The 24,059-nt window shown below is 72.0% G+C and carries 22 protein-coding genes, 1 pseudogene and 1 riboswitch; of the genes and pseudogenes, 14 read left to right on the top strand and 9 right to left on the bottom strand.

Annotated features, from left to right (window positions below):
* The first annotated feature begins 93 nt into the window (after window positions 1-93).
* The 3 genes from vanH to vanX are packed head-to-tail and all read left to right on the top strand — an operon-like array spanning window position 94 to window position 2,772.
* A complete protein-coding gene (vanH, locus tag ACH4U8_RS41550; protein WP_395783456.1) occupies window positions 94-1,134 on the top strand; it encodes a D-lactate dehydrogenase VanH in 1,041 nt (346 codons plus the stop codon).
* On the top strand, window positions 1,127-2,167 hold the full coding sequence (gene vanA, locus ACH4U8_RS41545) for a D-alanine--(R)-lactate ligase (RefSeq protein ID WP_395783454.1): 1,041 nt from the start codon (window positions 1,127-1,129) through the stop codon (window positions 2,165-2,167). The genes vanH and vanA overlap by 8 nt, the downstream gene beginning before the upstream one ends.
* Window positions 2,164-2,772, top strand: a complete 609-nt coding sequence (vanX, locus tag ACH4U8_RS41540; RefSeq protein WP_395783452.1) for a D-Ala-D-Ala dipeptidase VanX — start codon at window positions 2,164-2,166, stop codon at window positions 2,770-2,772. The genes vanA and vanX overlap by 4 nt, the downstream gene beginning before the upstream one ends.
* A 221-nt stretch (window positions 2,773-2,993) precedes the next feature.
* On the opposite strand, the gene ACH4U8_RS41535 is transcribed toward vanX, so the two are convergent.
* The 4 genes from ACH4U8_RS41535 to ACH4U8_RS41520 all read right to left on the bottom strand — a co-directional run bounded on the left by ACH4U8_RS41535 (window position 2,994) and on the right by ACH4U8_RS41520 (window position 6,114).
* Window positions 2,994-3,164: a hypothetical protein gene (locus ACH4U8_RS41535; RefSeq protein WP_395783450.1), complete on the bottom strand. Its 171-nt coding sequence runs from the start codon at window positions 3,162-3,164 to the stop codon at window positions 2,994-2,996.
* 750 nt (window positions 3,165-3,914) lie between these two features.
* Entirely contained in the window at window positions 3,915-4,067 is a 153-nt protein-coding gene (locus tag ACH4U8_RS41530; RefSeq protein WP_395783448.1) for a hypothetical protein, read from the bottom strand.
* A 191-nt stretch (window positions 4,068-4,258) separates the two neighbouring features.
* Window positions 4,259-4,918 (bottom strand): response regulator transcription factor, encoded by a 660-nt coding sequence (locus ACH4U8_RS41525; RefSeq protein WP_360317877.1) that lies wholly within the window; start codon window positions 4,916-4,918, stop codon window positions 4,259-4,261.
* Window positions 4,915-6,114 carry a sensor histidine kinase gene (locus ACH4U8_RS41520; RefSeq protein ID WP_395783446.1) on the bottom strand — a complete coding sequence of 400 codons (1,200 nt, stop codon included), beginning with the start codon at window positions 6,112-6,114 and terminating at the stop codon, window positions 4,915-4,917. Before ACH4U8_RS41520 ends, ACH4U8_RS41525 begins: the two co-directional genes overlap by 4 nt.
* A 342-nt stretch (window positions 6,115-6,456) precedes the next feature.
* Here ACH4U8_RS41520 and ACH4U8_RS41515 point away from each other — a divergent pair, with 342 nt between their 5' ends.
* The gene (locus tag ACH4U8_RS41515; RefSeq protein WP_395783444.1) at window positions 6,457-8,973 is read left to right on the top strand and encodes an ABC transporter permease; all 2,517 of its coding nucleotides are present in this window, start codon (window positions 6,457-6,459) and stop codon (window positions 8,971-8,973) included.
* Between the two features lie 80 nt (window positions 8,974-9,053).
* Window positions 9,054-9,773 carry a hypothetical protein gene (locus ACH4U8_RS41510; RefSeq protein ID WP_395783641.1) on the top strand — a complete coding sequence of 240 codons (720 nt, stop codon included), beginning with the start codon at window positions 9,054-9,056 and terminating at the stop codon, window positions 9,771-9,773.
* 42 nt (window positions 9,774-9,815) lie between these two features.
* On the opposite strand, the pseudogene ACH4U8_RS41505 reads toward ACH4U8_RS41510, so the two are convergent.
* Window positions 9,816-9,932 (bottom strand): annotated as a pseudogene (locus ACH4U8_RS41505) (DUF2975 domain-containing protein); the annotation flags it as partial.
* Between the two features lie 141 nt (window positions 9,933-10,073).
* Window positions 10,074-10,299: riboswitch (cobalamin riboswitch) on the top strand.
* Window positions 10,300-10,406: 107 nt separating this feature from the next.
* Here ACH4U8_RS41505 and ACH4U8_RS41500 point away from each other — a divergent pair.
* The 8 genes from ACH4U8_RS41500 (at window position 10,407) to ACH4U8_RS41465 (ending at window position 18,847) form a co-directional block, all read left to right on the top strand.
* Complete coding sequence (locus ACH4U8_RS41500; protein ID WP_395783442.1) at window positions 10,407-11,378, top strand: ABC transporter substrate-binding protein; 972 nt, start codon at window positions 10,407-10,409, stop codon at window positions 11,376-11,378.
* The gene (locus ACH4U8_RS41495) at window positions 11,375-12,457 is read left to right on the top strand and encodes a FecCD family ABC transporter permease (RefSeq protein ID WP_395783440.1); all 1,083 of its coding nucleotides are present in this window, start codon (window positions 11,375-11,377) and stop codon (window positions 12,455-12,457) included. The genes ACH4U8_RS41500 and ACH4U8_RS41495 overlap by 4 nt, the downstream gene beginning before the upstream one ends.
* The gene (locus tag ACH4U8_RS41490) at window positions 12,454-13,269 is read left to right on the top strand and encodes an ABC transporter ATP-binding protein (protein ID WP_395783438.1); all 816 of its coding nucleotides are present in this window, start codon (window positions 12,454-12,456) and stop codon (window positions 13,267-13,269) included. The genes ACH4U8_RS41495 and ACH4U8_RS41490 overlap by 4 nt, the downstream gene beginning before the upstream one ends.
* Window positions 13,266-14,018 (top strand): (2Fe-2S) ferredoxin domain-containing protein, encoded by a 753-nt coding sequence (locus ACH4U8_RS41485; protein ID WP_395783436.1) that lies wholly within the window; start codon window positions 13,266-13,268, stop codon window positions 14,016-14,018. The genes ACH4U8_RS41490 and ACH4U8_RS41485 overlap by 4 nt, the downstream gene beginning before the upstream one ends.
* 740 nt (window positions 14,019-14,758) lie before the next feature.
* Window positions 14,759-15,343 (top strand): snapalysin family zinc-dependent metalloprotease, encoded by a 585-nt coding sequence (locus tag ACH4U8_RS41480; protein ID WP_395783434.1) that lies wholly within the window; start codon window positions 14,759-14,761, stop codon window positions 15,341-15,343.
* A gap of 528 nt (window positions 15,344-15,871) precedes the next feature.
* Window positions 15,872-16,831, top strand: a complete 960-nt coding sequence (locus ACH4U8_RS41475; RefSeq protein ID WP_379990359.1) for a helix-turn-helix domain-containing protein — start codon at window positions 15,872-15,874, stop codon at window positions 16,829-16,831.
* A 147-nt stretch (window positions 16,832-16,978) separates the two neighbouring features.
* Window positions 16,979-18,424 (top strand): aldehyde dehydrogenase family protein, encoded by a 1,446-nt coding sequence (locus ACH4U8_RS41470; protein ID WP_395783432.1) that lies wholly within the window; start codon window positions 16,979-16,981, stop codon window positions 18,422-18,424.
* 36 nt (window positions 18,425-18,460) lie between these two features.
* Window positions 18,461-18,847 carry a nuclear transport factor 2 family protein gene (locus tag ACH4U8_RS41465; protein ID WP_379990361.1) on the top strand — a complete coding sequence of 129 codons (387 nt, stop codon included), beginning with the start codon at window positions 18,461-18,463 and terminating at the stop codon, window positions 18,845-18,847.
* A gap of 1,023 nt (window positions 18,848-19,870) precedes the next feature.
* On the opposite strand, the gene ACH4U8_RS41460 is transcribed toward ACH4U8_RS41465, so the two are convergent.
* The 3 genes from ACH4U8_RS41460 to ACH4U8_RS41450 are packed head-to-tail and all read right to left on the bottom strand — an operon-like array spanning window position 19,871 to window position 22,385.
* Entirely contained in the window at window positions 19,871-20,821 is a 951-nt protein-coding gene (locus ACH4U8_RS41460; RefSeq protein WP_395783430.1) for a metallophosphoesterase family protein, read from the bottom strand.
* On the bottom strand, window positions 20,818-21,507 hold the full coding sequence (locus ACH4U8_RS41455) for an HAD family hydrolase (RefSeq protein WP_379990363.1): 690 nt from the start codon (window positions 21,505-21,507) through the stop codon (window positions 20,818-20,820). Before ACH4U8_RS41455 ends, ACH4U8_RS41460 begins: the two co-directional genes overlap by 4 nt.
* 8 nt (window positions 21,508-21,515) lie before the next feature.
* Complete coding sequence (locus tag ACH4U8_RS41450) at window positions 21,516-22,385, bottom strand: MurR/RpiR family transcriptional regulator (RefSeq protein WP_395783428.1); 870 nt, start codon at window positions 22,383-22,385, stop codon at window positions 21,516-21,518.
* 79 nt (window positions 22,386-22,464) lie between these two features.
* On the opposite strand from ACH4U8_RS41450, the gene ACH4U8_RS41445 reads away from it, so the two are divergent.
* Window positions 22,465-23,316 (top strand): MgtC/SapB family protein, encoded by an 852-nt coding sequence (locus ACH4U8_RS41445; RefSeq protein ID WP_395783426.1) that lies wholly within the window; start codon window positions 22,465-22,467, stop codon window positions 23,314-23,316.
* A 432-nt stretch (window positions 23,317-23,748) separates the two neighbouring features.
* Here the strand turns inward: ACH4U8_RS41445 and ACH4U8_RS41440 are convergent.
* Window positions 23,749-24,059, bottom strand: a 311-nt coding sequence (locus tag ACH4U8_RS41440; RefSeq protein WP_395783424.1) for a hypothetical protein, incomplete at its 5' end; no start/stop codon positions are given.

The raw sequence follows: 24,059 nt of genomic DNA, 5'->3' as shown, positions 1-24,059 counted from the left end.
ACACCGACGAAATGCTATCGAGAAGTAGCTTATTGTCGGCATATCGAAAACCGCATACGCTCGCGCAACGCCGCGCCGCTTTCACTGGGACGCATGACGTACAGCGAACCAGCGCGAACAGGCGCCCGCCGCACCCGATCGCCGGCGCCGCTTTCCTCCTCGGTCGCCGCGACAACGGGGATCACCATATATGGATGCGGGCCCGACGAGGCCGCATTGTTCCGGGAGCTGGCGCCTCCCTTCGGTGTCCTGCCGACCATTGCCGAGGCCCCGGTATCCGACGCCAATATCGACCTGGCACTCGGAAACCGATGCATCAGCATCGGACACAAGACCCGGATCGCAAACTCCACACTGCTCGAGCTCCGCCGAGCCGGCGTCACGTACGTCTCCACCAGAAGCATCGGCTACAACCACATCGATGTGCCGTACGCGGAGAGTATCGGAATTTCCGTGGAGAATGTCACCTACTCGCCCGACAGCGTGGCCGACTACACGCTCATGCTCATGCTCATGGCGGTACGCCACGCGAAATCCGTCATTCGCCGCGCGGACGTGCACGACTACCGGCTGCACGACGTGCGCGGGAAGGAACTGCGGGACCTGACCGTGGGTGTGGTCGGAACCGGACGCATCGGTGCGGCGGTCATCGACAGGCTGCGGGGCTTCGGCTGCCGAATACTGGCCCACGACACCGGCCCCAAGACCACCGCCGACTACGTCCCCCTAGATGAATTGCTGCGCCGGAGCGACATGGTGACGCTCCACACGCCGCTCACCGCGGAAACCCACCACCTCCTCGACCGCCGACGCATCCGGCACATGAAGCACGGTGCCTTCATCGTCAATACCGGACGCGGCGCACTGCTGGACACCGAGGCCCTCGTGCCGGCCTTGGAAAGCGGCAGATTGGGTGGTGCCGCGTTGGACGTCCTCGAAGGCGAGGAGGGAATCTTCTACGCCGACTGCAGCGACAAACCCCTGCGCAGCGATCTCTTGCTGCGACTGCAAAAACTTCCGAATGTGCTGGTCAGTCCGCACACCGCCTACTACACGGACCGCGCCCTGCGCGACACCGTCGAAAACTCCATGGCCAACTGCCTGAAACACGAGAGCGGGAACCAGCATGGCTAGGCCCAGGGTCGGCATCATCTTCGGGGGCCGTTCCGAAGAGCACTTCATCTCCGTCAAATCCGCACAGGAGGTCGCCGGAAGCCTCGACACCGAAAAGTACGAGCCGTTCTACATCGGAATCACGAAGAGCGGCGCCTGGCTGCTCTGCGACCGTCCCGGCCCGGGCTGGGAGAACGGTGGCGCCCGTCCGGCCGTGCTGGCGCCGGACAGCGGCGTGCGCGGCCTGCTCGTGCTGGACCGGGGGCGATACGAAACCATCGGCCTGGACGTCGTGTTGCCCGTGCTGCACGGCAAGCTGGGCGAGGACGGTGCGATACAGGGCCTGCTGGAGCTCTCCGGCATCCCCTACGCGGGCTGCGACGTACAGAGTTCCGCCGTGTGCATGGACAAGTCCCTCGCCTACGTGGTCGCCCGGAGCGCCGGAATCGCCACCCCGGACTTCCGGATCGTCGCGGCGGACGAGAACATCGACCCCGACCGGCTCACCTATCCCGTCTTCGTGAAGCCGGCCCGTTCCGGGTCGTCCTTCGGCGTCAGCAAGGTGTCCCGGACGTCGGAACTGCAGTGCGCGGTGGAATCCGCGAGGCAGTACGACACGAAGGTGCTGATCGAACAGGCCGTCGTCGGCAGCGAGGTCGGATGCGCCATCCTGGGGAACGGCCTGGACGTGATCGCCGGCGAGGTCGACCGCATCGCGCTGTCCCACGGCTTCTTCCGCATCCACCAGGAGGACGAGCCGGAAAGCGGCTCCGAGAACTCGACACCCATCGTTCCCGCCGACATCTCGGCGGCGTCGCGAGCACGTGTCCAGGACACCGCAAAGGCCGTATACCGCGCCATGGGCTGCCGGGGGCCGGCACGGGTGGACATGTTCCTCGCGGGCGACGGAAAAGTGATCCTCAACGAGGTCAACACGCTGCCCGGCCTGACCTCCTACAGCCGCTACCCGCGCATGATGGCGGCGGCCGGGCTGCCGCTCGCCGAAGTGCTCGACCGGATGGTGTCGCAGGCCCTGACGGGAACAGTCCGATGAACCATGACTTCGTCTTCGCGGACGAGTTCGTCCCCGGAATACGCTGGGACGCCAAGTACGCCACCTGGGACAACTTCACCGGCAAGCCGGTGGACGGCTACCTGGCCAATCGCATCGTCGGGACAAGGGCGTTGTGCGCGGCCCTGAACCGAGCACGAAAAGAGGCCGAGACCCTCGGCTTCGGCCTGCTCCTCTGGGACGGCTACCGCCCGCAACACGCCGTGGACTGCTTTCTGCGCTGGTCACAGCAGCCGGAGGACGGCCGGACGAAGCCCCGGCATTATCCGAACATCGACCGAACCGAGATGTTCGACCATGGATACGTGGCCGCCAAGTCGGGCCACAGCCGGGGCGCCACCGTCGACCTCACGCTCTTCCACCTGGACACCGGTGAACTCGCCCCCATGGGCGGCGACCACGACCTGATGGACTCGATCTCCCATCACGGAGCACCAGGGATCACACCGGTCGAAGCGAGAAACCGCCTGCACCTTTCCGCGATCATGGAGGCCTGCGGTTTCAGCTCCTACGACTGCGAGTGGTGGCACTACACCCTGAAGGACGAACCGTATCCGGACACGTATTTCGACTTCCCCATCACCTAACCTCGACGTTTCGTGACGGCCCGTCAGCTTGCCGGCGGGGTCGTGGGTGTCCTGGGGTCTGTGGATGTCCGGTGCTTGGGTGTGCCGGCGGCCCGGCTGTCGCGTCGGGTGGGCGCCGGTTCCCACGGCCCGGGCGCGTGGTGCAGTGCTCGAAGGCTGCTGGTCAGCCGGGGGTTCGGGAGTGTGTCCAGGCGGCCGGCCGCGCCGGTGACGACGTGGGTTCACGGCCAGAGGCGGGCGAGCCGCAGGATCGTTCGACGGCCGGTCGTGACGATCTGTGCGGCGGAGCACAGCCGCAGGCGCAGTCGCTCGCCGGTCAACCCACCCACGGCGTACCGGCTGACTGCACCGACCCGGATGCCCTGGGCCGGCTCGGGGTCCCCGAATTCCACAAGCGCTCGTGGCCATCGGCACCGTCCTGAAGCCGGCATCCTGGCCACGTCGATCCTCGTCGAACTCGGTATCGCCGACATCGGGCCAAGGCGGTCAGCCGTCAGCATGGCCGGGCTCGTCCACCAACCACCGCATCATCGCCACCCGGGCGGCCGCGCAGTTGTCGCGGGGAATGCCGGATTCCCCGCGACAACGTATCCCGGTCTCCGGAGCCCCACCACGCTCACCTGCCGCGCTGTCGCTGCGTCGGTGCCGCCCGGCATCCTCGACGTGTACGCATTTCCTGCGACACCGACCCGGGGAGCCCGCGATGGCCCGGATCCACCGGTTGCCGACGACGACCGCGCCGACTTTCGACCACGCGGCCGCGGCGTTCCTCGCCGCGCACACCGCCGGCCCCGGCGCGCGGTCGATGGGCACCGCGAAGAAGTACCGCGAGACCTTCACCGCGCTCGGCGCCACGCCGGACTCAGCGGCCGCCGCATCGATCGCGTTGCTGGACGGACCCGGCCGGCGCGGCAGGCGGCGTTCGCCGCCCCGGCTCCGGCGACCTACGCCCGGCACCGGTCCGCACTGCGCTCGGGCATCGCTTGGTGGCAGGACGCCGGATGGGTCACCGCTGACCCGAGCATCGGCCTGGTCCGGCCGAAGATCCCGGTCGACACCACCCGGGCCCTGACCCGCGCGCAGGTCGATGCCGTCTTCCGCCTTGACGCGCCGCTACGGGAGAAGACCCTCCGGCGCCTCGCCTACGAATCGGCCGGACCGAACGCCACGAAGTTCGCGGGGCTCGTGGGTGCCTCGCGCGCCGCTGCGGCGAGGGTGCGGTTCATGCGCTTCTGAAGCAGGTCGAACGCGAGCTTGCCGTCGTGCCACACCACCAACTCGCCGTCCAGCAACACCCCTTCCGGCAGATCGCGCTCGATGGGGGTAGATGTCTCAGTCCGGGGCCGCGCCTTGCGCATCGCGTCGCCGAGCCGTTACAGCGTCGGTTGTCTCCACGGCCCGGCTTCGTTGTCACGCGAACCGGACCGTCTTCCGACAGTGGCGGGGAGAGGCCACGGACGGGCTCGCTCCTCGACCGTCGGTGCGTTCAACTCATCAACCCGCCTTCATAGGCGGCGATCACCAACTGGGCCCGATCGCGCGCGTCGAGCTTCAGCAGCAGCCGGCTGACGTGGGTCTTGGTCGTGGACAACGACAGGTGCAGCCGCTCGGCGATCTCGGCATTGGACCGGCCACGCGCCACCTCGTGCAACACCTCGCGCTCCCGATCGGTGATGCCGCCGAGCAGCGCCGGAGCACGCACCGCGGCGAGCGGGCGCTGCGCGAACTCCTCGATCAGGCGCCGGGTGACGCCGGGCGAGAGCAGACCGTCCCCGGCCGCGACCACCCGGATCGCGGCGAGCAGGTCGGCGGGCGGGGTGTCCTTGAGCAGGAAACCGCTGGCCCCCGCGCGCAGTGCGGCAAACACGTACTCGTCCAGGTCGAACGTGGTCAGCACCAGCACCCGGGTGGTCGGCGGTTGCGGGCCCTCGGCGAGTACCTGCCGGGTCGCCTCGATGCCGTCCACCTCCGGCATCTGAATGTCCATCAGGACCACGTCCGGTCGTTCGCGCCGGATCAACTCGACGGCCTGCGCCCCGTTCGCGGCCTCGCCCACCACGGTCAGTTCGGGGTCGGACTCGACCAGGACCCGAAAGCCCGCCCGGACCAGCGCCTGGTCGTCGGCGACCAACACCCGGATGTTCATCCGCCCGCCCCCAGCGGCAGCCGGGCGACCACCCGGAATCCGCCCCGGATGCCCGGGCCGGCCTGGAACTCGCCGTCGTAGAGCGCGACCCGCTCGCGCATGCCCACCAGGCCGTGGCCCACGGCCGGTCCCGGCAGGTCGGCGATCGGGCCGACACCCTCGTCGGTGATCTCGATCCGCACGTCGCCGGCGCCGTAGTGGATGCGCACGTCGCCGCACTCGGTCCCGGCATGCTTGACCACGTTGGTCAGGGCCTCCTGGATGATCCGGTACGCGGCGCGGTCCATCCCGGCGGGCAACTCGCGCGGGGTGCCCTCGACTCGGACCGCGACCCGCAGGCCGGCCCGGCCGGTCTTCTCCACCAGAGCCGGCACGTCGGCGAGACCGGGCGCCGCGTGGAAGGTCGACGGGTCGTCGGCCGGCGCCTTCTCCTCGCGCAACACACCGAGCAGCGCCCGCAGTTCGCGCAGTGCCGAGCGGCTGGTGGTCTCGATCGCGGCGAGCGCCTTGGCCGCCTCGTCCGGTCGGTTGCCGCTCACGTGGTGGCCGACGCCGGCCTGCACCGCGATCACGCTCATGCTGTGCGCGACCACGTCGTGCATCTCCCGGGCGATCCGCAGCCGCTCCTCGATCAGCGTGCGGCGTGCCTGCTCCGCCTGTGCCCGGGCCCGTCGTTCGGCCTGCTCGCGCAGGCCCGCGTTGTACGCCCGTTGTTTGCCCACGGTCACCCCGATCACCCAGAAGGCCAGCAGCGGCCCGATCTCCGCCGGCAGCCAGCCGGTCAGGTAGGACCAGGTCGACTCGTCGGACCCGGCCAGGCGCGGGGCGATGCCCACCATCAGCGTCGCCGTGCCCACCAGCACGCCCGATCGCCGCGGTGGTTGGGTCAGGCCCACCGTGTAGATCACGAAGATCAGCGGGATCAGCGGCGACTTCGCGTAGCCGTGCGTGGCCATGGTCGCGTATCCCACGCAGCAGAGCCCGAAGGCCGGCAGCGGAGCCGGTCGGCGCACCAACACGGCCGCGGCCAGCGCGATCACGACCGGGACGAACAGCGCCGGCGGCAGGCCGCGTTCGTCCAGACGCCGCGGGTCCGGGCTGACCACGACCGTGACGAAGACGGCGGCGATCGCGTCCAGCGCGACCAGGTGACGCAGGGTCAGGCGCTGGGTGAGGGGCGGTCGGCTGTGTTCCACGGACAGACGGTAGTTCGCCCCCGCTCGACCGCGCGTCCCCCCGGGGAGGGACCTTCCGGCATCGGTCGCACGACCGATGCCGCAGGCGGACCCGGACCGGGCGACCCGGTCCCGCCCGGGGGTCGCGAGCCGGACGCGCGCGAACGGGTGGCGGCGGGAGCGTTGCGGCACCGGGACCGCGTCGACGCGGTCCGCTTCGAGTGAGGACGGTCATGAAACACCGCACACCGGCGCCGGCCCCGGGCGCACCGGGGCACACCACCCGAGCCGACCGCGTGGGCCCGGGCCCGGTCGAATCGGCCGCGCGGGCCCGTCGGTTCCGGATCGGGCGGGGGTGAGCGCATGTTGCGGACAACCCTGCGCGGGTTCCTGGCACATCGCGGTCGGCTGCTGCTGTCCGGTCTCGCGGTGCTGCTGTCGGTGGCGTTCGTGACGGGCACGCTGGTGCTCGCCGATACGACGACCCGGGCCGCGACGGATCTGGCGGTGGACGGCGCAGCCGATGTGACGGTGCGCGCGCCGGATCCGGACAGCGACGCCGGGCTGCGCTCGGCCGCGCCCGGTGGGCCGCCGACCCTGCCGGCCGGCGTGCTCGAGGCGGTCCGGCGGGTGCCGGGGGTGGCCGCCGCCCATCCGGTGATCGAGGTGCACAACGTGGCCGTGGTGGCGCGCGGCGATCAGCGGGTGGAGGGCACGGCGGGCGGCCGGACCGTGGCCGGGAACCGGCTTCCCGATCCGGGCTCGCCCGTCCGGTTGACCTCGGGCCGGGAGCCGCACGGCCCCAGTGAGGTGGTGCTCGACGCGAGTTCGTCGCGGCGGGCTCACCTGAGGCTCGGTGATCGGGTCCGGATCGTCGCGGTGCCCGGCGGCTTCGAGGCGGTGATCGTGGGCATCGCGACGTTTCGCGCCCTCGATCCCGGATATCCCGCGGTCTTCCTGGACACCGACGCCGCCCGCTCCCGGCTCCTGGGTGTGCCGGACGTGCTGACCTCGGTACGGGTGGACGCGGCGGCCGGTGTCGCCGACACCGAATTGGCCCGGCGCGTGAGCGACGCCCTGGGCGCGAGCGCGAGCGCGCAGGTGCGCACTCGGGCCCAATTCGCCGCCGCGGAGGCGGACGAGGCGGGTGCCGGTGTCGAGTTTGTACGTACGGCGATGCTCGGCTTCGCGGGCGTCTCGCTGCTGGTGGCCGGCTTTCTGATCGTCAACACGCTCTCCATGCTTGTCGCCCGCCGCACCCGAGAGCTGGGGCTGCTGCGAGCGCTGGGCGCCAGCCGTGGCCAGGTCCGTCGCTCGGTCCTGGTCGAGGCGCTGCTGCTCGCCGCGATCGGCTCGACCCTGGGCCTGGCCACGGGTATCGGCCTGGCCGCGCTGGTGCGTGAGGCGATCGGCGGCGCGGGCGTGGGCCCGGCCGACGCCCCGTTGGCGATCACCGCCCGCACGCCGATCGCGGCCTACCTGGTCGGCGTACTGGGCACCCTGCTCGCCGCCGCCGTGCCCGCCGCCCGGGCGAGCCGGGTCGCGCCGATGGCGGCGCTGCGCGAGGCGGCGGGTCCCGCGACCACCCGTCCCGCCCGGCGGCGCACCGTGATCGGCGCGGGGATCGGCGCGGCCGGCGTCCTGGCGGCCCTGGTCGGCGGGGCGCTCGCGATCGTGGGGGTCGTACTGAGCCTGGTGGCCGTGATCGTGCTCGGCCCGCTGCTGGTGCGCACGGTGATCCCGGTGCTCGCGCGGCTCACCGGCCGGCGCGGCGCCGGCATCGATCGACTCGGGCGGGAGAACCTGGTGCGGGACCCCCGACGTACCTCGGCCACCGCGGTGGTCGCCGCGTCCGCGAGTGCGTCAATGGATGCCCGGATCGATCGCACCCTCGGGTCCGACATCACGGTTCAGAGCAGCAAGGGCGACGCCCCGCTGACCGCGGAGGTGGTCGAGGCCGTCCGCCGGGCGCCGGGTGTGGGCCGGGTGATCCGGCTGCGCGAGGCCCGGGTCGAGGTGGTAACCGACGGCGGATCCCGAAACGCGTGGGTACAGGGCGCCGATCCGGACCTGCCCGCGGTCCTGCGGCAGCGGTCGCCGACCGGCGTGCTGCTGCCGGCGCCGCCTCCGGGCACGATCAGCCTGGGCGCCGGATACGCGGCCGGCCTGCGGCTGTCCGTCGGCAGCCCGGTGCGTCTGCGCGGCCCCGCCGGCGCCGAGGCCACCGTGACGGTCGGTGCGCTGCGGGCGCCGGACCCGGCGGGTCGGTCGATCGGCCGTCGGGACGCACCGCTGACCGACCTGGACACGCCGGCCCGGATCGCGCCGGGCGCGCAGGAGGCGATGATCTTCGTCGACGCCGCGCCGGGCACCGAGCGAGCCGCGCTGAAGGCGAGCCTGGCCCGGGCCCTGGCACCGTTCCCCCAGGCCGCGGCCCGCGACCGGGAGGAGTACAAGAACGTGATCCGGGCCGGAATCGACGGGGTGCTCGACCTGGTCTACGCGCTGCTCGGGTTGGCGATCCTGATCGCCGCCCTGGGCGTGGTCAACACGCTCACCCTCTCGGTGCTCGAACGCACCCGGGAGATGGGCCTGTTGCGGGCGATCGGCACCTCGCGCGGGCAGATCCGGCGCATGGTCCGGGCCGAATCGGTGGCACTGTCGGCGTACGGCACGCTCCTGGGACTGCTGCTGGGCGTCGGCTGGGGAGTGACCGCCCGGCGCGGACTGGCCGATCAGGGCCTGGAGGTGCTCGCCGTCCCGTGGTCGACGCTCGCCGTGATCGCAGCCGGATCCGCAGTGGTGGGTGTGCTCGCGGCGCTGCTCCCCGCACGCCGGGCGGCACGGATCCCGGTCCTCACCGCGATCGGGGCACAGTAGTGCGACGCCGAGTCCGGTCCGCCGCCGCACTCGTGCCCACGAGCTCGTGCTCGCCGACTCCGATCAGGACGGGAACTCCCATGTGGCCCAAGCGTTCACCATCTTTCGCCGGCCGCGCACTCGGTCGCCCGGTGCGCCTGTGCGTGCTCACCGGCCTCCTGCTGGGCGGATCCGCGTGTGCCGAACCGGACTCGCCGTCTCAGGCAACCACCCGCCGGGCGCAGTACACCATCGACGCGCCGCTCACCCGGCTCGTGATCGTCGGCGGAGCGGGTCGGGTGCAGGTGGTTCAGGGCGGGCCCGGGTCGGTGCGGGTCACCGAGATCAAGCATTTCGGCACCGCGGAACCCGCAACCGAACACATGTCGGCCGAGGGCACGCTCACGCTGCGGCACACCGTGAGCGGCAGCGCGCAGGTCTCCTACGAGGTGAGCGTGCCGCCGGGGCTCGCGGTCCGGGTCGGCACCACCTCGGGGCAGGTCACGCTGACCGGCCTGTCCGGCGATCTGGACGCGCGGACGGCACAAGGCGGCATCCGCGGCGAGCGGTTGACCACGCGTACGGTCGTCGCCCGGGCCGACCGGGACGCGGTGGACCTGTCCTTCGCCGCGCCGCCCGATCGAGTCGACGCCGAAGGCGACAACGCCCGGGTCCGGCTGCCGGCCGGCACCGCCTACGCGACGGACGCGAGCAGCGAGCACGGCTCGGTCAAGGTCGACGTGGCCCGGGATCCGGCCGCACCGCACCGGGTGCGGGTGCATGCCACGTCCGGCGAGGCGGACATCCTCCACACGCGGTAGCGCCGCCCCGTGCGGCTCCGGCCGATGCGCCGGATGGGGGAGTATCACCTCCTCCGACTCGGCCCGCATCCGGGCCGCTTGGACGTCGCGCGCGACGGCCTGGGCAAGCAGCATCCGCAGCACGAGCCCGACGAGCGCAACCCCCAGGACGGCCATGCCCCGTAGGCGACCTCCGCCGCAGGGACCCACCTTCGGATCCATCCGCGTCTCCACCCGTTGTTCCACCCGTGGGTCCAGGCGCGGAGAGGGTTGCCGGTCCCGAGAGGACCCGGCCGGCGTCGGTGGGCGTGAGCGCCGACGAGGCACGACGAGCGGTTTGGTAGCCTATCGCCGCCGTGGTGTACGGGAAGCCGGTCGAATGCCGGCGCGGCCCTCGCCACTGTAGCCGCGGAGTCCTGCGGCCCTCGCCGACCGCTCCCACAGCGGTCGGGGTCACTGGGTGGATCGGGAACGAGCCAACCGGGAAGGCCGGCTGCGGAACGTCGATGCGGAAGCCAGGAGACCGGCCACGGCGCGACATGTTCCACGAGGGTTGGAGAACACATGCCCCGCGCTGCCCTGCGCCCGTTTCGATTCGAACGTTTCATACCTCCGGCGCGCGCCCCGCGTTCCACGCGCTCCGGACTCGCTGCCGTGGCGATCCTGCTCGTCGGCGCGCTCGGCGCGTGCACGGGTGCCCCCGAGGCCGACAAGCCCGCCGCGGCGGCCGGGAGCAGCCACTCGACGCCGGTGAGCGTGAGCAGGTGCGGCGTCACCACCACCGTGACGTCACCGCCGGCCCGGTTGGTCACCCTCAACCAGGGCGCCACCGAAGTCGCCCTGGCTCTCGATCTACAGACCCGGATGGCCGGGACGGCGTACCTCGACGACGCGGTCCCGGCGCGATGGAAGGCGGCCTACGACACCGTCCCGGTGCTCTCCGAGAAGTACCCGTCCAAGGAGAAACTCCTCGCGGCGCGCCCGGATTTCCTCTACGCCTCCTACTCCAGCGCCTTCACCGACAAGGTGGCGGGCACGCGGGACGAACTGGGTTCCCAGGGCATCACCACCTACCTGTCGCCGTTGGGGTGCGCCGACAGCAAGCAGCAGGCGTCGGCGTCCTTCCAGACGGTGTGGGACGAACTGGGCGATGTCGCCGAGGTGTTCGGTGTCGCACCGCGCGCCGCCGCCATCCGGGATGCGCAGAAGCGGCAACTTGCCGAAGTCACGGCCAAGTCGGCGGGCAAGGGCCTGAACGTGCTCTGGTACGACTCGGGTACCAAGACCCCGTACGTCGGCGCGGGCCACGGCGGACCCCAGCTCGTGCTCGACGCCGTCGGCGCCCGCAACGTCTTCGACACGCTGGCCGGTGGCTGGAAGACCACGAGTTGGGAGCAGGTGGTCGCGGCGGACCCGGACGCCATCGTGCTCGCGGACGCCGGTTGGGACACCGCACAGTCCAAGATCGACTATCTCGAACACGACCCCGTGCTGAACAAGCTCAAAGCAGTGCAGCGCCGTGCGTACGTGGTCGTGCCGTTCTCCGAGTCGACCCCCGGCGTGCTGCTCGCCGACGGTGCCGTCCGGGTCTCGGCCGGCCTGGGCAACCTGACCCCGCGTCCGTGACGGATCGTCCCGCCGCACGGCTCGCGGGCGCGAGCCGTGCGGCGGTGGCCCTGGCCGTCGCCGCCGTACTGCTGTTGTCCACCGTGCTGCTCGGCCTCGCCGTGGGATCGGTCCACGAGCCGCCGCACGTCGTGGCCGACGTGGTGCTGCGCCGACTCGGTCTCGGTGGCTCCGACGTCACGGCGCTGGACGACCGGATCATCTGGCAACTGCGGCTGCCGCGCGTCCTGGGGGCCGCCGCGACGGGCGCGGGACTCGCGGTGTGCGGCGCGGTGTTGCAGACCCTGACCGGCAACGACCTGGCCGACCCCTACCTGCTCGGGATCTCCAACGGCGCCGCCGTCGGCGCGGTCACCGTGATCGTCCTCGGTGTCGGAGTCTCCGGCACCGCGGTGATCGGCGCGCTCCCGGCCGCCGCCTTCGTCGGTGCCCTGCTCGCCGTCCTGGTCGTGCTGACCCTCGCCGGTGCGCACAGCCGGACCCTGCCGGCCTCGCGGACCGTGCTGGCCGGCATCGCGGTGGGGCAGTTGTGCGGCGCGTACACCTCGTTCGTCGTGCTCGTCCTCGGCGACCGCAACGCCGTCCGCGGCGTCATGGAGTGGACGCTGGGCTCGGTGGCCGGGGTGCGGTGGAACACGGCCGTCTTCCTGGTCGTGGTGGCCGTCCTCGGCACGGTGGCGATGGTCGCGGCCGCCCGGGACCTCGACGCGTTCGCGTTCGGCGAGACCGCGGCCCGTTCCGTCGGTGTGCACGTCGAACGCACCCGCTGGGCCCTGATCGCCGCGGCGGCGCTGGTGACCGCATGTCTGGTCGCCAATACCGGCGTCATCGGGTTCGTGGGTCTGGTCGTGCCGCACGTCGTCCGCCTGGTGTGCGGCCCGCGCCATGCCCTCCTGCTGCCCATGTCCGCGCTCGTGGGCGCGTCGCTGCTCGTGGGCAGCGACATCGTGGCGCGCTCGGTGCTCCCGGAGCAGGAGATCCCCGTCGGCGTCGTCACCGCCGGGCTCGGAGCGCCGTTCTTCGCATGGTTGTTGTGGCGCCAGGCGGCCGGCAGGTCGGCCGGGGGGAGTCGGCCGTGATCGTCGTGAACCCGGCGGCGCCGGCCGCCGAAAACGTCGGCGTGCGCGTCGACGGCGCCACGTTGTTGACGGACGTGACGGTCGGCTTCGCCCTCGGTCGGGTGACGGGCCTGCTCGGGCCGAACGGCGCCGGCAAGACGACGCTGCTGCGGGCCCTGGCCGGGCTGCGCCGGCCGCAGACGGGCCGAGTCCTCCTCGACGGCGACGACCTGTACAGCCTCACGGCCCGCCGACGCGCGCGCCGGGTGGCCTTCATGGAACAGCAGGCCGACACCGCGCTGCCGCTGACGGCCCGCCAGGTCATCGACCTGGGGCGCACGCCGCACCGCGGCCGGTGGCCCGTGCTGCCCGGCCTCGCGACCGCACACGAGCAGGCCGTGCTCGCCGAGGCCGCCGCAGCCACCGATGTCGGCGCGCTGCTCGACAGGACCTGGTCGTCCCTGTCCGGCGGCGAGCGCCAGCGCGTGCAACTCGCGCGCGCCCTGGTCCAGGAACCGGAGGTGCTCCTGCTCGACGAGCCCACCAACCACCTCGACCTGCGCTACCAACTCGGCTTCCTCGACACCGTGCGCGGGCTCGGTATCACCACCGTCGCGGCTCTGCACGACCTCGAACTCGCCGCCGCCTACTGCGACGACGTCGCCGTGCTGCTCGAAGGCCGGCTGGTGGCCCATGGGCCCGTCGCCGAGGTGCTCACCTCCGCCACGATCGCGCGCGTCTACGGCGTCGACGCGACCGTGGAGCGGCACCCCTTGCACCACCGACCACACATCCGATGGAACGGCTTGCTTTCCGAGGGGATCGAGTCATGAGCCAAGACCGTGCGGGACCCTCCGCAGGGCCTGCTTCGGGCCGTACGACGGTCCTGGTCGGCATGTCCGGCACGGAGGTCGATCGCCGGGCCGAGCTGTGCACGGCCGCCGTGTCGTGGCACGCCACGACGGCGTTCCTGCAACTGGGTGAGCCGTCCCTGTCGGCCGAGCTGACCAGGCTGGCCGACGCGGGCGCGGAGACCGTCGTCCTGATCGGGGTCCGCCTCGGCGCATCCGGTCCGGGCCACTCCTGGCTGCGGCGGATCGCGGCCTACTGGTGGCGCGAGCGCGCCGGCCATCGCCCCGTGCTGCTCGTCGCCGCCCGGCTCGTCGACTCGGCGGATGGCGTGGCCGATGCCGTGGCCTCCGCCGAACGGATCACCGGCGAGGAACCCGGTCTCACCTCTCCGGTCTGGGAGGAGGTCACCGGCCACCGACACCAGGTGATGGTGTGCCGCGGGCCGCGCTGCACGGCCAAGGGCGCGGACGACACCCAGCGTTCGCTGATACGGCAACTCAGGGAGCACGGGCTCGGCGACGACGATGTCCTCGTCACGCAGACGGGGTGCCAGTTCCCCTGCAACCAGGCTCCGCTGGTCAGCGTGCAGCCCGACGACGTCTGGTACGGGCACGTGGACCCGGTGGCGATCACCGCGATCGTGACCGACCATCTCATCGGCGGCCGGCCGATCACGACGCATCGCCTCCCACGGCGCAGGAAGGAGCCGGCAAACCGGCCGGAAGACTGACCCGTCCGCCCGGTGACACGGATGCCCCGACGGCCGACGGAGTCGCTCGTGCCCGCCCCCTCCGCGCGGCGCTGCCACAGCGGAGGCGTGGGCGGAGGCGGCGCGGGAGGCGACGTCGTGCCGTCGGGGACACCCGGCAGCGAGCGGGTGGTTGCGCACGCAGCGATCGGATCGCCGAAGGCGATCGCGGGGGCCGGCTTCTCGCGTTGTTCGTGATTGCGGGACTCGGAGCCGGTGCGATGCGCGTCGACCCACGCGGCGGACCGCCCCCGGTTTCGCCAAGGACGATTTCACCTTCGACCGGCAACACCGCACCGCGACCTGTCCCTGCGGCGTCACCGGTTCCGATTTCCCCCGACGTTCGGGCACGGTTTTCCCACGACGTTCGGGCACGGTCGTCGGCCGTGTGCGAGGTCGCGCCTGGTCGAAGTCGTGACGAATCTCCGGCCCGTAGCCCTGGGTTCGCGCCACACGCTGCCACCTTCCGCACGCGTGCGGCGGTGGCCGAGGTCTCGTGTCGGTGAGGCGACCGGGGGCTCGCGACCTGCGGTGCGATTCGGCGCGACAGGCGTCCGGCCGAGCGGCGTCTTCACTCCTGCGTGGACGTTATGGCCGACTGGTATGCCTGTGAACCCACGGGCACGCACATACTCCCAAAGACGAACACGAGTCGACAGGTCGCCGACAACCCAGGGACCTGTGCTCTCCCCGCCACGGACAAATCAAGCGGAAGGACGCTTATGCCCCACTCCAAGTGGTTCGCGGCAGTCGGGACCGCCGCGGTCGTCACCATGGTCATGGTGCCTGCGCAGCAAGCCGCCTCCGCGCCGTCCAACGCCGCCCCGAACAGCGTTTCGGCGGCGACGACCCTCTACTATGACGACTCCCGAGCCGGTGGTTGGGAAGCGGCCATCGCGGCCGGAGTCGCCACCTGGAACGCGAACGTCACCAACGTGAAGCTGGCGAAGGCGCCGTCCGGTACTCGTGCCCAGATTCGGATCATCGCCACCAACGGTTGGCCGCAGGCAAGCCTGGGCCCTGTCCGCCCGGGTGGACAGGGATGGGTGGAACTCGGCAGCCAGGCGGTCGCCCAAGGCTACGACAAGACCCGCATAGCGGCCCATGAGATCGGCCACAACCTGGGCCTTCCGGACACCAAACCAGGTCCGTGCTCCAAGCTGATGTCAGGCTCCAGCGCGGGAGTCGCCTGTAGGAACCCCGTCCCCGACGCGGCCGAGCGGTCCCGCGTCGAGTCCGCCTACGGCGGCCGTGCCGCCGCCGCGCAGACCCCGGCCGACGGTCGGGTAATGGTCGACGTGCCCTGAGGTCCGACGACGAACGCGTCCGCCGATCGCAACGCCCGACCCGCGCACCGGTCTCGGGTCGGCCGCGAACCACCGGAGGGCGCGGGGCAGCCACATGAGATGTGTGTACCACCGGGGACGACCCCGCCCGGCAACGGTTTCGCCCCGTATCGACGCGGTCGCCCCGCCATTGCCGCCGGTACGCCCGACGCCCGACCCGCCGCCGCGAGGCGATGCGCCGCGGCCGGTGGTATCGACACCACCGGCCGCGGCGACACCCACCCCATGTCCAGCGCATGTCTCGGCGACGGACCGTTCCGGGAAGCAGCCGCAGCCGGAACCAACGCGTGGCATTCCCCGGCGCACCAAGCCATGCCGAGCCACACCGGGCAACACCGAGCCGCACCAAGCCGTGCCGAGCAACACCAAGCCGCACCACCGGTCGTCGCCGCCCCGCCCTCGGCCGGCGATGCCCCGCCGATCTGGCGCGCGATACCAGCCGGCGGACACAATGACCGCGTACCGAGACATCGGAAGGCTTGGCGGGGCATGGAATTCGTGGTCACGACGGACGGCCTGCGCGGCGCCGACCGCTTCGAGTACTGGCGATCGGCCGTCTCCGAAACCTTCGTCCCGCTGCGCGCCGAGCCGGCGCACAGCTCCGGGCGGCCGTTCCGGGGCCGGATGCGGTCCATGGAGCTGGGCGCGCTACAGATCACCGAGGTCTCGGCGAATGCTCACGCGGTACACCGGACCCCTCGCTTGATCACGGCGTCCGGTGGCGAGTACTTCAAGCTGGGCCTCCAACTCTCCGGAGCATGCGTGCTGAGCCAGGACGGCCGGGAAGTGGCGCTCGCGGCCGGTGACTTCGCGATCTACGACACCACCCGCCCGTACAGCCTGTCCTTCGGGGCGGAATACCGCCAACTGGTGGTGATGTTGCCGCGGCCCCTGCTGCGTGTCCCGTTGCGAGAGATGGGCCGGGCCACCGCCCGGCGGCTGTCCGGGCAGCGCGGCTTCGGTGCCCTCGCGGTGAGCCTGTTGCGGGAACTTCCGCAGCACCACGCGGAGTTCGAAGGGGCCGAGCTGCACCGACTGGCGGATACGGTGAGTGATCTGGTGGCCGGTCTGGTCACGGCCCGGCTCGACCCGGTCGCGTCCGCCGGCGGGACGGGCCGAGGGGTGTCGATCACCACGATCCGGGCCTATATCGAGGACCGGCTCGGCGATCCCGGCCTGGGCCCGGAACGGGTGGCCGCCGCGCACTACGTCTCCACCCGTCATCTGCACCGGCTCTTCCAGGAGGAGGGGACGACCGTGTCCGGCTGGATACGGCATCGCCGACTGGAGCACTGCCGCCGCGAGTTGGGCGATCCCACCTTCCGGGAACGCCCGGTCGGGGCCGTCGCCGCCCGCTGGGGCCTGACGGACGCGGCCCGATTCAGCCGCACGTTCCGCCGCGCGTACGGATGCAGCCCGCGCGAGTATCGGGCGACGGCGCTCGGATGAGGCGTCGCGTGGGCGGCCGGAACGCGGACCGGGCCGGCGCCCACGGACAAGTACCGGGCGCCCAAAGACAAGAAGACCCGGCCCCCGAAGGGAGATCCTCGCTCCGGGAGGCGCGCGTCGGACGCGCCGTGACACCGGGGCGGCGGCATGGCGAAGGGCCGGCTTCTCATCGGCGGAACGTGGACGGCGGCGGCGGACGGTGCGGAGTTCCCCGCGCACGACCCGGCGAACGGTGCTCTGCTCGGTCGGCTGGCCGCGGCCGGTCGGTCGGACGTGGACGCCGCCGTCGATGCGGCGAGGGCCGCCCTCGGCGATCCGGCCTGGGCGCGGATCACCGCGGCCGAACGGGCCCGCCTACTGTGGCGCATCGCCGACCTGATCGAGCGCGACGCCGCCGAGTTGGCCGAGTTGGAGACCCGTGACCAGGGTCAGCCGCTGGGGGTGGCGCGCGCGGTGAGCGTGGCGGGAGCCGCCGAGCACTTCCGCTATTACGCGGGGTGGGTGACCAAGATCCAGGGGTCGGTCGCCCCGGTGTCCTTTCCCGACACCCTGCACTACACCCGGCGCGAACCGGTCGGCGTCTGCGCGCTGATCACCCCGTGGAACTTCCCGCTGATGATCGCGGCCTGGAAGATCGCGCCCGCGCTGGCCTGCGGCAATACGGTGATCCTGAAGCCCGCCGAGCAGACCTCGCTGACCTCGGTACACCTGATCCGGCTCTGCCAGGAGGCGGGACTGCCCGCCGGGGTGGTCAACCTGCTCACCGGCGGCCCGCAGACCGGACAGGCGCTGGTCGCCCACCGGGGAGTGGACAAGGTCTCGTTCACCGGCTCCACCGCGGTGGGCCGGGAGATCGCCCGGACGAGCGCCGACGACCTCAAGCGGGTCACGCTCGAACTGGGCGGCAAAGCCCCCAGCATCATCGCCTGCGACGCGGACATCGACGCCGCCGTGGCGGGCAACCTCCAGGGCGCGCTGCTGAACAGCGGTCAGGTGTGCGCGGCGTACTCCCGGTTCTACGTGGACCGCGCCCGCGCTGCGGAGTTCACCGACAAGCTCGCCGCGGCCGTCACCGCGCTCCGACTGGGCCCGGGATTGGCCGCCGGGACCGACCTCGGCCCCCTGGTCAGCGAGGAGCACCTGAACCGGGTGGAGTCCATGGTCGCCGCGGGCGTCGCCGAGGGCGCCGAGGTCGTCACCGGTGGCGGCCGGGCCGGCGGCGACCTGGCGCGGGGCAATTTCTACCGGCCCACCGTACTGGCCGGCGTCGGCGACACCATGTCCATCGCCCGCGACGAGGTGTTCGGCCCGGTGCTGCCGGTGCTCACCTACGAGGACGAGGACGAGCTGATCGCCCGTGCCAACGACACCGACTACGGGCTGGCCGCCGCGGTGTGGACCGCGGACCTGCGCACCGCGCACCGGCTGACGGCCGGCATCCGGGCCGGGGCGGTGTTCGTGAACATGCCGCCCATCCCCGACCCGGCGGCGCCCTGGGGCGGGTTTCGCAGCAGCGGCTGGGGACGGGAGATGGGCTCGTACGCCCTCGACGCGTTCACCGAAACCAAGGGCGTCTGGCTGCACCACGGCTGAGCGTCCCGCTTCGACGACGAAAGCCGGGTACCCGATATGACCTCCGTCCACCCTCACCCCGACCACGACGGCGTCCACGCCGCCGTCCTGTCCTATGTGCGCGCGGTGACCGCCGGGGACAGCGACGCCGTCCGGGCCGTCTTCCACCCCGACGCCCACATGTGGGGCTACCTCGGCGATGCGTTCGTCTCCGCGCCCATCGAGGCGTTCTGCGGGGTGGTGGCCGCCGAGTCCGGCGAGCGGCAATGGTCGGCGCAGTACTCCTGGGAAATCCGCTCCATCGAGGTGAACGGCGAGGTCGCGGTGGCGGTGTTGGAGGAATACGGCTACCAGGGCGCCGACTTCGTCAACCATTTCTCCCTGGTGCGTACGGACGGCCGATGGCTGATCGCCGGCAAGACGTTCCACAGCCCGGCCACGTGACGACCCGTCCATGGCCCCGAATCCCAGGGCGAGTTCGTGCCGGACATCGGGCGTTCTCGTCGTCGATTCGCGGCGGCGCGGCGGCGAGGGAGGTGGGCGGGCGAACAGGGGCGGAGCCGGTGGTCGGTGCGCAGCACCCGGCGGTGCGGCGGCTCGGGTTCTTCCCGTCCGAGTCGACCTGAGGCCACGAGCGGATCAACGCCCGTACGTGGGCGGGCAGTACCCGGCGTCCGTCGGGAGGATCCACCGCGGTGACCACTTGTCGGGCGGACGAGCGCCCCCACCATCCGCTGCACGCCGGCCCATTACTTCGCGAAGGGGAACGCCCACCCCGGTTTCCGCACGAAACTGCAGAACCAGCCGCTCCGGCCCGTGCGGCGAAGCAGGCCGGCGGGGGTCCATTCGGATGGTTGCCGCGGCCCGCGCGTACGGCGACCAGGACGGCCTTCGCTGTGAACTCGCCGACATCGTGGCGCCGTTCGCGATGGCGTCGAGGCTGCGGCGGGGGATCCGGGCACGCACCGACCGGGCCCACCTGGTATCTCGCCACCGACCCGCCCCACCCGGGGCGGAGTACGCCAGGACGAACGCCCGCCCCCCGCACCCGAACTGACGGAAATCAGCCGCATTCATGGGATCCGTCATCGGATCGAGCAGAGCACCGGTTCGCCACCCGCCGGGATGATCGCCTGCATGCCGTCATCGTGCTCGACGGCCTGTCCCGAGGCCGGATTCGGCACCTCGGGCCCGTTCCCGGTCCCGCCCCTGGAGTGCTCGGTTGTGGACCGGGTCGGCGATCGTCGAGCGGACAGCGGGCGAACCGGTCGACGGCCCCGTGCCGCGGGCACGATCGGCCGCCGCTCACCGACCCGACGCGGACACCGATGTGCCCGACATGGCGATGACGACGACCGGGTCCCGCAACGTCGACGGCGGCGGGCCGAACTCGCGGAGAGGGCGGCCGAGCACGCCGGCGCCGGCGGGGTGCGTGCGCCGTCGCTGCCGCGTGGCTGGTGTGCCTGCTCAGGTGAGGGGCCTGCCGTGGTGGTCGCGGAGGCCTTCGAGGGTGACGTTGGCGATGTGGGGGCCGTCGGGTTCCATGGTGATGAGGGTGATGTGGTCGAAGTTGCCGTTGTCGCCTTCGGCTTTGACCCACAGGCCGCCGGTGGGGCCGAGGCGGATGTGGTCGCGGCCGTCGATGACGGCGTTCTTGTAGTTGTGGACGTGTCCGGCGAACATCGTGTACGGGCGGTCACCGAGTGCGGCGCGGATGCGGTGGATGGCGGGGTGGCCTTCGCCTTGCCAGACGGGCTGGTGCATGAGGACGAACGTCCAGCGGGCGTCGGCGTTTTCGCGGATGACGTTCTCGGCCCAGGCGATCTGGCCCTCGGAGACGCAGGCCATGGTCTGGTCGCCTTCCCAGTCGATCGACGTCTCGACGAGGCGGCGGAAGCCCTCCGGGTCGCGCTCGGCGTAGGCGTGCATTTCGGCCAGTGCTTCGAGTGCTTCGGGCGACTGCCGGACCGGCGGGTCCTGGGTGTCGAGGACGAGGAAGAGGACGTCCTTGTAGCGGAAGTGGTGGTGGAGTCGGCCGTACCTGCCGAGCCAATGCCGGCGGGCGAGGTCGTCGGACACGTCGTGGTTGCCCGGCACCAGGAAGAGCGGCATGTCCAAGGGCGCGACGATCCGGTCGAGTTCGGCCCACGCCTCGGCGAGGATGTCCTCGTCGTCGGTGTACCCCTCGATGAGGTCGCCGAGTTGGACGGTGAACGCGGGGCGCAGCAGGTTCAGGGCCGCGATGCCGCGTTCGAAGACGCCGGGGCGGGCGAGGCCGGTCCGGTCGGATATGAGTGCGAAGGTGAACTGCCGGGGGTCGTCGGCGATGTCGAGGTGCGTCCAGGGCCCCGGGGCGGGCGGCCGGCCGGGTGTGCCGGCTTCGTCGGGCGTGGCTCCGAGGGTCAGGTGCGGGTTCATGCCGGGGTTCCTCCGAGGGGCGCGGGTGTCTTGGCGTGCAGGGCGGTGACGACGCCGGGGAGTTGGTCGAGGTGGTCGACGACCGCGTCGGGCCGTACCGCCGCGAGGGCGTGGGCGGGGCGGTAGCCGCCGGTGACGGCGATGGCGAGGTATCCGGCGGCGCGGGCGCAGTGGATGTCGTACTCGGTGTCCCCGACGTAGTACGCCCGGGGGCGGGTGGGGCGTTGGCTCAGCAGGGCGGACGTCTTGGCGGCGACTCCGGCCAGGACGACGTCGAACCGGTCGTCGAGGCCGGTGTTTCGGATGTCGTCGGCAACGGCCGCGGCGCCCGCGGCGGAGACCACGCCCAGGCGTGCGCCGCAGGCGCGCAGGGTGTCGAGCATGCGGGCGGTGCCACGCCGGAGCGGCGCCGGTTCGGCGGCGAGGGCACGGTTCCAGTACTGCTCGGCGGCTTCGGGGTCGGCGGCGCCCAGGTCACGCAGGAACGCAGCCAGCGGCAGTTTCCACTTTGCGGGGAAGTCCTCGGCGGTCAGGCCGGGAAGGCCGCGGTGGGTGAGAACGGCGTTGGTGGCGCGCAGGGCGCGGTCGGTGTCGGCGACCAGGGTGCCGTTCCAGTCGAACAGCACGAGGGTGTCGGCGAGATCGAGGCGCGGCGGGGCCGCCGGGTGGTGCGCGGTGGGAGGCATGCGGGTCCTCAGTAGCGGTGTTCGGTCAGGAGGTCTTCCGTCGCCGCGAGCGCGTCGCGGGCGGGGGCGTGGCGCAGCGCGACCGTGACGTACAAGGCGTCGAGCAGGGCCAGGTGCACCAGGCGGCTGCTCATCGCCTCGACGCGGTACGCGGTCTCGCTGCTGCCCGCGACCAGTACCAGGTCCGCGGCGTCGGCGATCGGCGCGCCGGCGAAGCTGGTCAGCACTGCGGTGCTCGCCCCGACCGTCCGCGCGGTCCGCACGGCGGCGATGGTCTCGCGGGTCGCGCCGGTGTGACTGATCGCGAAGCACACGTCGCCCGGCCGCAGCGTGCGGGCGGTGACGTGCTGAAGGTGCGTGTCGCCGGGGAAGACCGCGTCCAGGCCGAGTGTGGTCAGCCGGTACGCCGCGTCTGCGGCCAGGGGCGCGGACGTACCCACCGCCGCGAACAGGATCCGCCGCGCCCCCAGCAGCGCGTCCGCCACGGCCTCGACCATGGCCGCGTCGACGGCGCGGACCGCGTCGTCGAGGGCGCGCGCCGAGCCGGACAGCACCTTGCGGGCGATCTGCCCCGCGTCGTCGCCCGGCGCCACGTCCTCGGCCAGGCGCCGGTGGGTCGGCGCGGTCTCGCGGGCGAGGGCGAGCTTGAGGTCGTGGAAGCCGCGCAGCCCCAGCTTCTGACAGAACCGCGCGACCGTGCCCACCGACGACTGCGACGCGGCGGCCAGGTCGCTCACCGACATCTGCACCACCTCGGCCGGGGTTTCGGCCACCGTCCGGGCGACCCGCTGCTCGGCGGTCGACAGGCCGGAAGCCCGGCGCACCAGCTCACGCAGCGGCGGGGAGTCGGCGGGAACCGTTGTGGAAGGATCATCCATAGAGACATGATTATCTGGAATATTCTTCCGGCGCAAGAGTCGACCGAGGCAGGTGCGCATGGGCGCGACGATCACCGCAATGTCAGCGATACCCGGGCCCGACCCGGGCTCGGGCCTCCACCACGGCGCCGGGTGGCCACAACTGTGGGAGATCCTTTTGGCGTTCGTACTGTCCAGCGCCATCGGCGTCGAACGCGAGATCCGCAACAAAAGCGCGGGCCTGCGCACCCACGCACTCGTCGGCGTCGGGACCGCGCTGTTCGTCGAGGTCTCCAAGTACGGCTTCGCCGACGTCCTGCCGCCAGGCGCTCAGGGCTACGACCCGTCCCGTATCGCCGCGCAGATCGTCTCCGGCATCGGCTTCCTCGGCGGCGGCCTGATCTTCGTACGCCGCGACAGCGTCAGCGGCCTGACCACCGCAGCCGTCGTCTGGCTCACCTGCGCCGTCGGCATGGCCTGCGCCGCCGGCCTCCCCCTGCACGCTCTCGCCGTCACCGCGCTGCACTTCGTCGTCGTCTTCGGCTACACGCCACTGATCCGGCGCTTCACCGACACCGGCCACCGGATCGCCGAGCTACGCCTGACCTACCTGCCCGCGCGCGGCGTACTGCCCCGAACCCTGGTCGCCGCCGTCGCCCACGGATTCCACGTCACCGATGTCACCGTCCACAACCGCGACCACGACCCCGCCGCGGCCGCCGCCCGCGACCCCGTCGACCGCATCCGCGGGCGCGTCACCCACGTCGTCCTCCACCTCGAAGCACCCCCCAGACGACGAACCGAGCGACGCACCGCGGCACGCACCGAACAACCCGCCGAGCCCCAGGCCCTCATCGCCGAACTCGCCGAACTCGACGGCATCCTCACCGTCGCCGCAGGGCCCACCGGCCTCACGCACGACACGCGCGACTCGCCACCCACCGCAGCATGACCCCTGGCCGAGCGCGCTCGGCCGGACCGACATCCGGCAGCTCACCCGGACCGGCCAGGCCGCGATCACCGCGGCCGGCGCCCCGTACCGATAGACGTCCACGGCCCTGTCGGTGTCGTTCACGATGTCGAGTGCGCCCGGTGGCGAGGAGTTGGTGCAGCCGGTGGGGTTTTCGTAGCCCACGTCGTCGATGATCAGCGGCCCGAGGCGGCGTGGGCCGAGGCTGCGGTTGCCAGGGTCGTCATCGTCGCGGCGGCCCAGGCGGTCGGGATGTGCGCGATACGGCGCATGGGTTCCTCCGGGCTCGCGGCCGCCTCGGGTGAGATCCGTGCCTTGGCGGGGCCCTTCGCGTCGGGCGTGGTCTCGGACCAGGCGACTCCTCGGTGTGGCCGGCTCGCTGCCGACTCGTGTGGATCATGTCATGACGGATGGTCACCGCACCATCACTCCCGACGAACGCCCCGCCCCCGCAGGGCGGTTGATCGCCAGGCGACCCCGCTCCCGCGCCCCGCGAACCCGGTCGCGGCGCCGATCGGCGTCAACGCCCGCACGGCCCCCTCCGCACCCGCCGCGACCACCGCTCACGACCACCGCGTCCTCGTCCTCGGACAAGGAGTGCCTCAGGTCGGTTCGCGTGAGTGTTCCGGAGCCCATGGCGCCGGCCAGGCCGCTGTAGCAGCAGTCGAGCAGTACGATCCGGGAACTCGTCCGATGCGCCGAACGGTTCAGCACGTCGCGCACGC

It is taken from the genome of Embleya sp. NPDC020886 (assembly GCF_044333915.1).
Lineage (GTDB): Bacteria > Actinomycetota > Actinomycetes > Streptomycetales > Streptomycetaceae > Embleya.
Note: the sequence above shows the minus strand (reverse complement) of the source record. Positions and strands in the feature narration are given on the sequence as shown.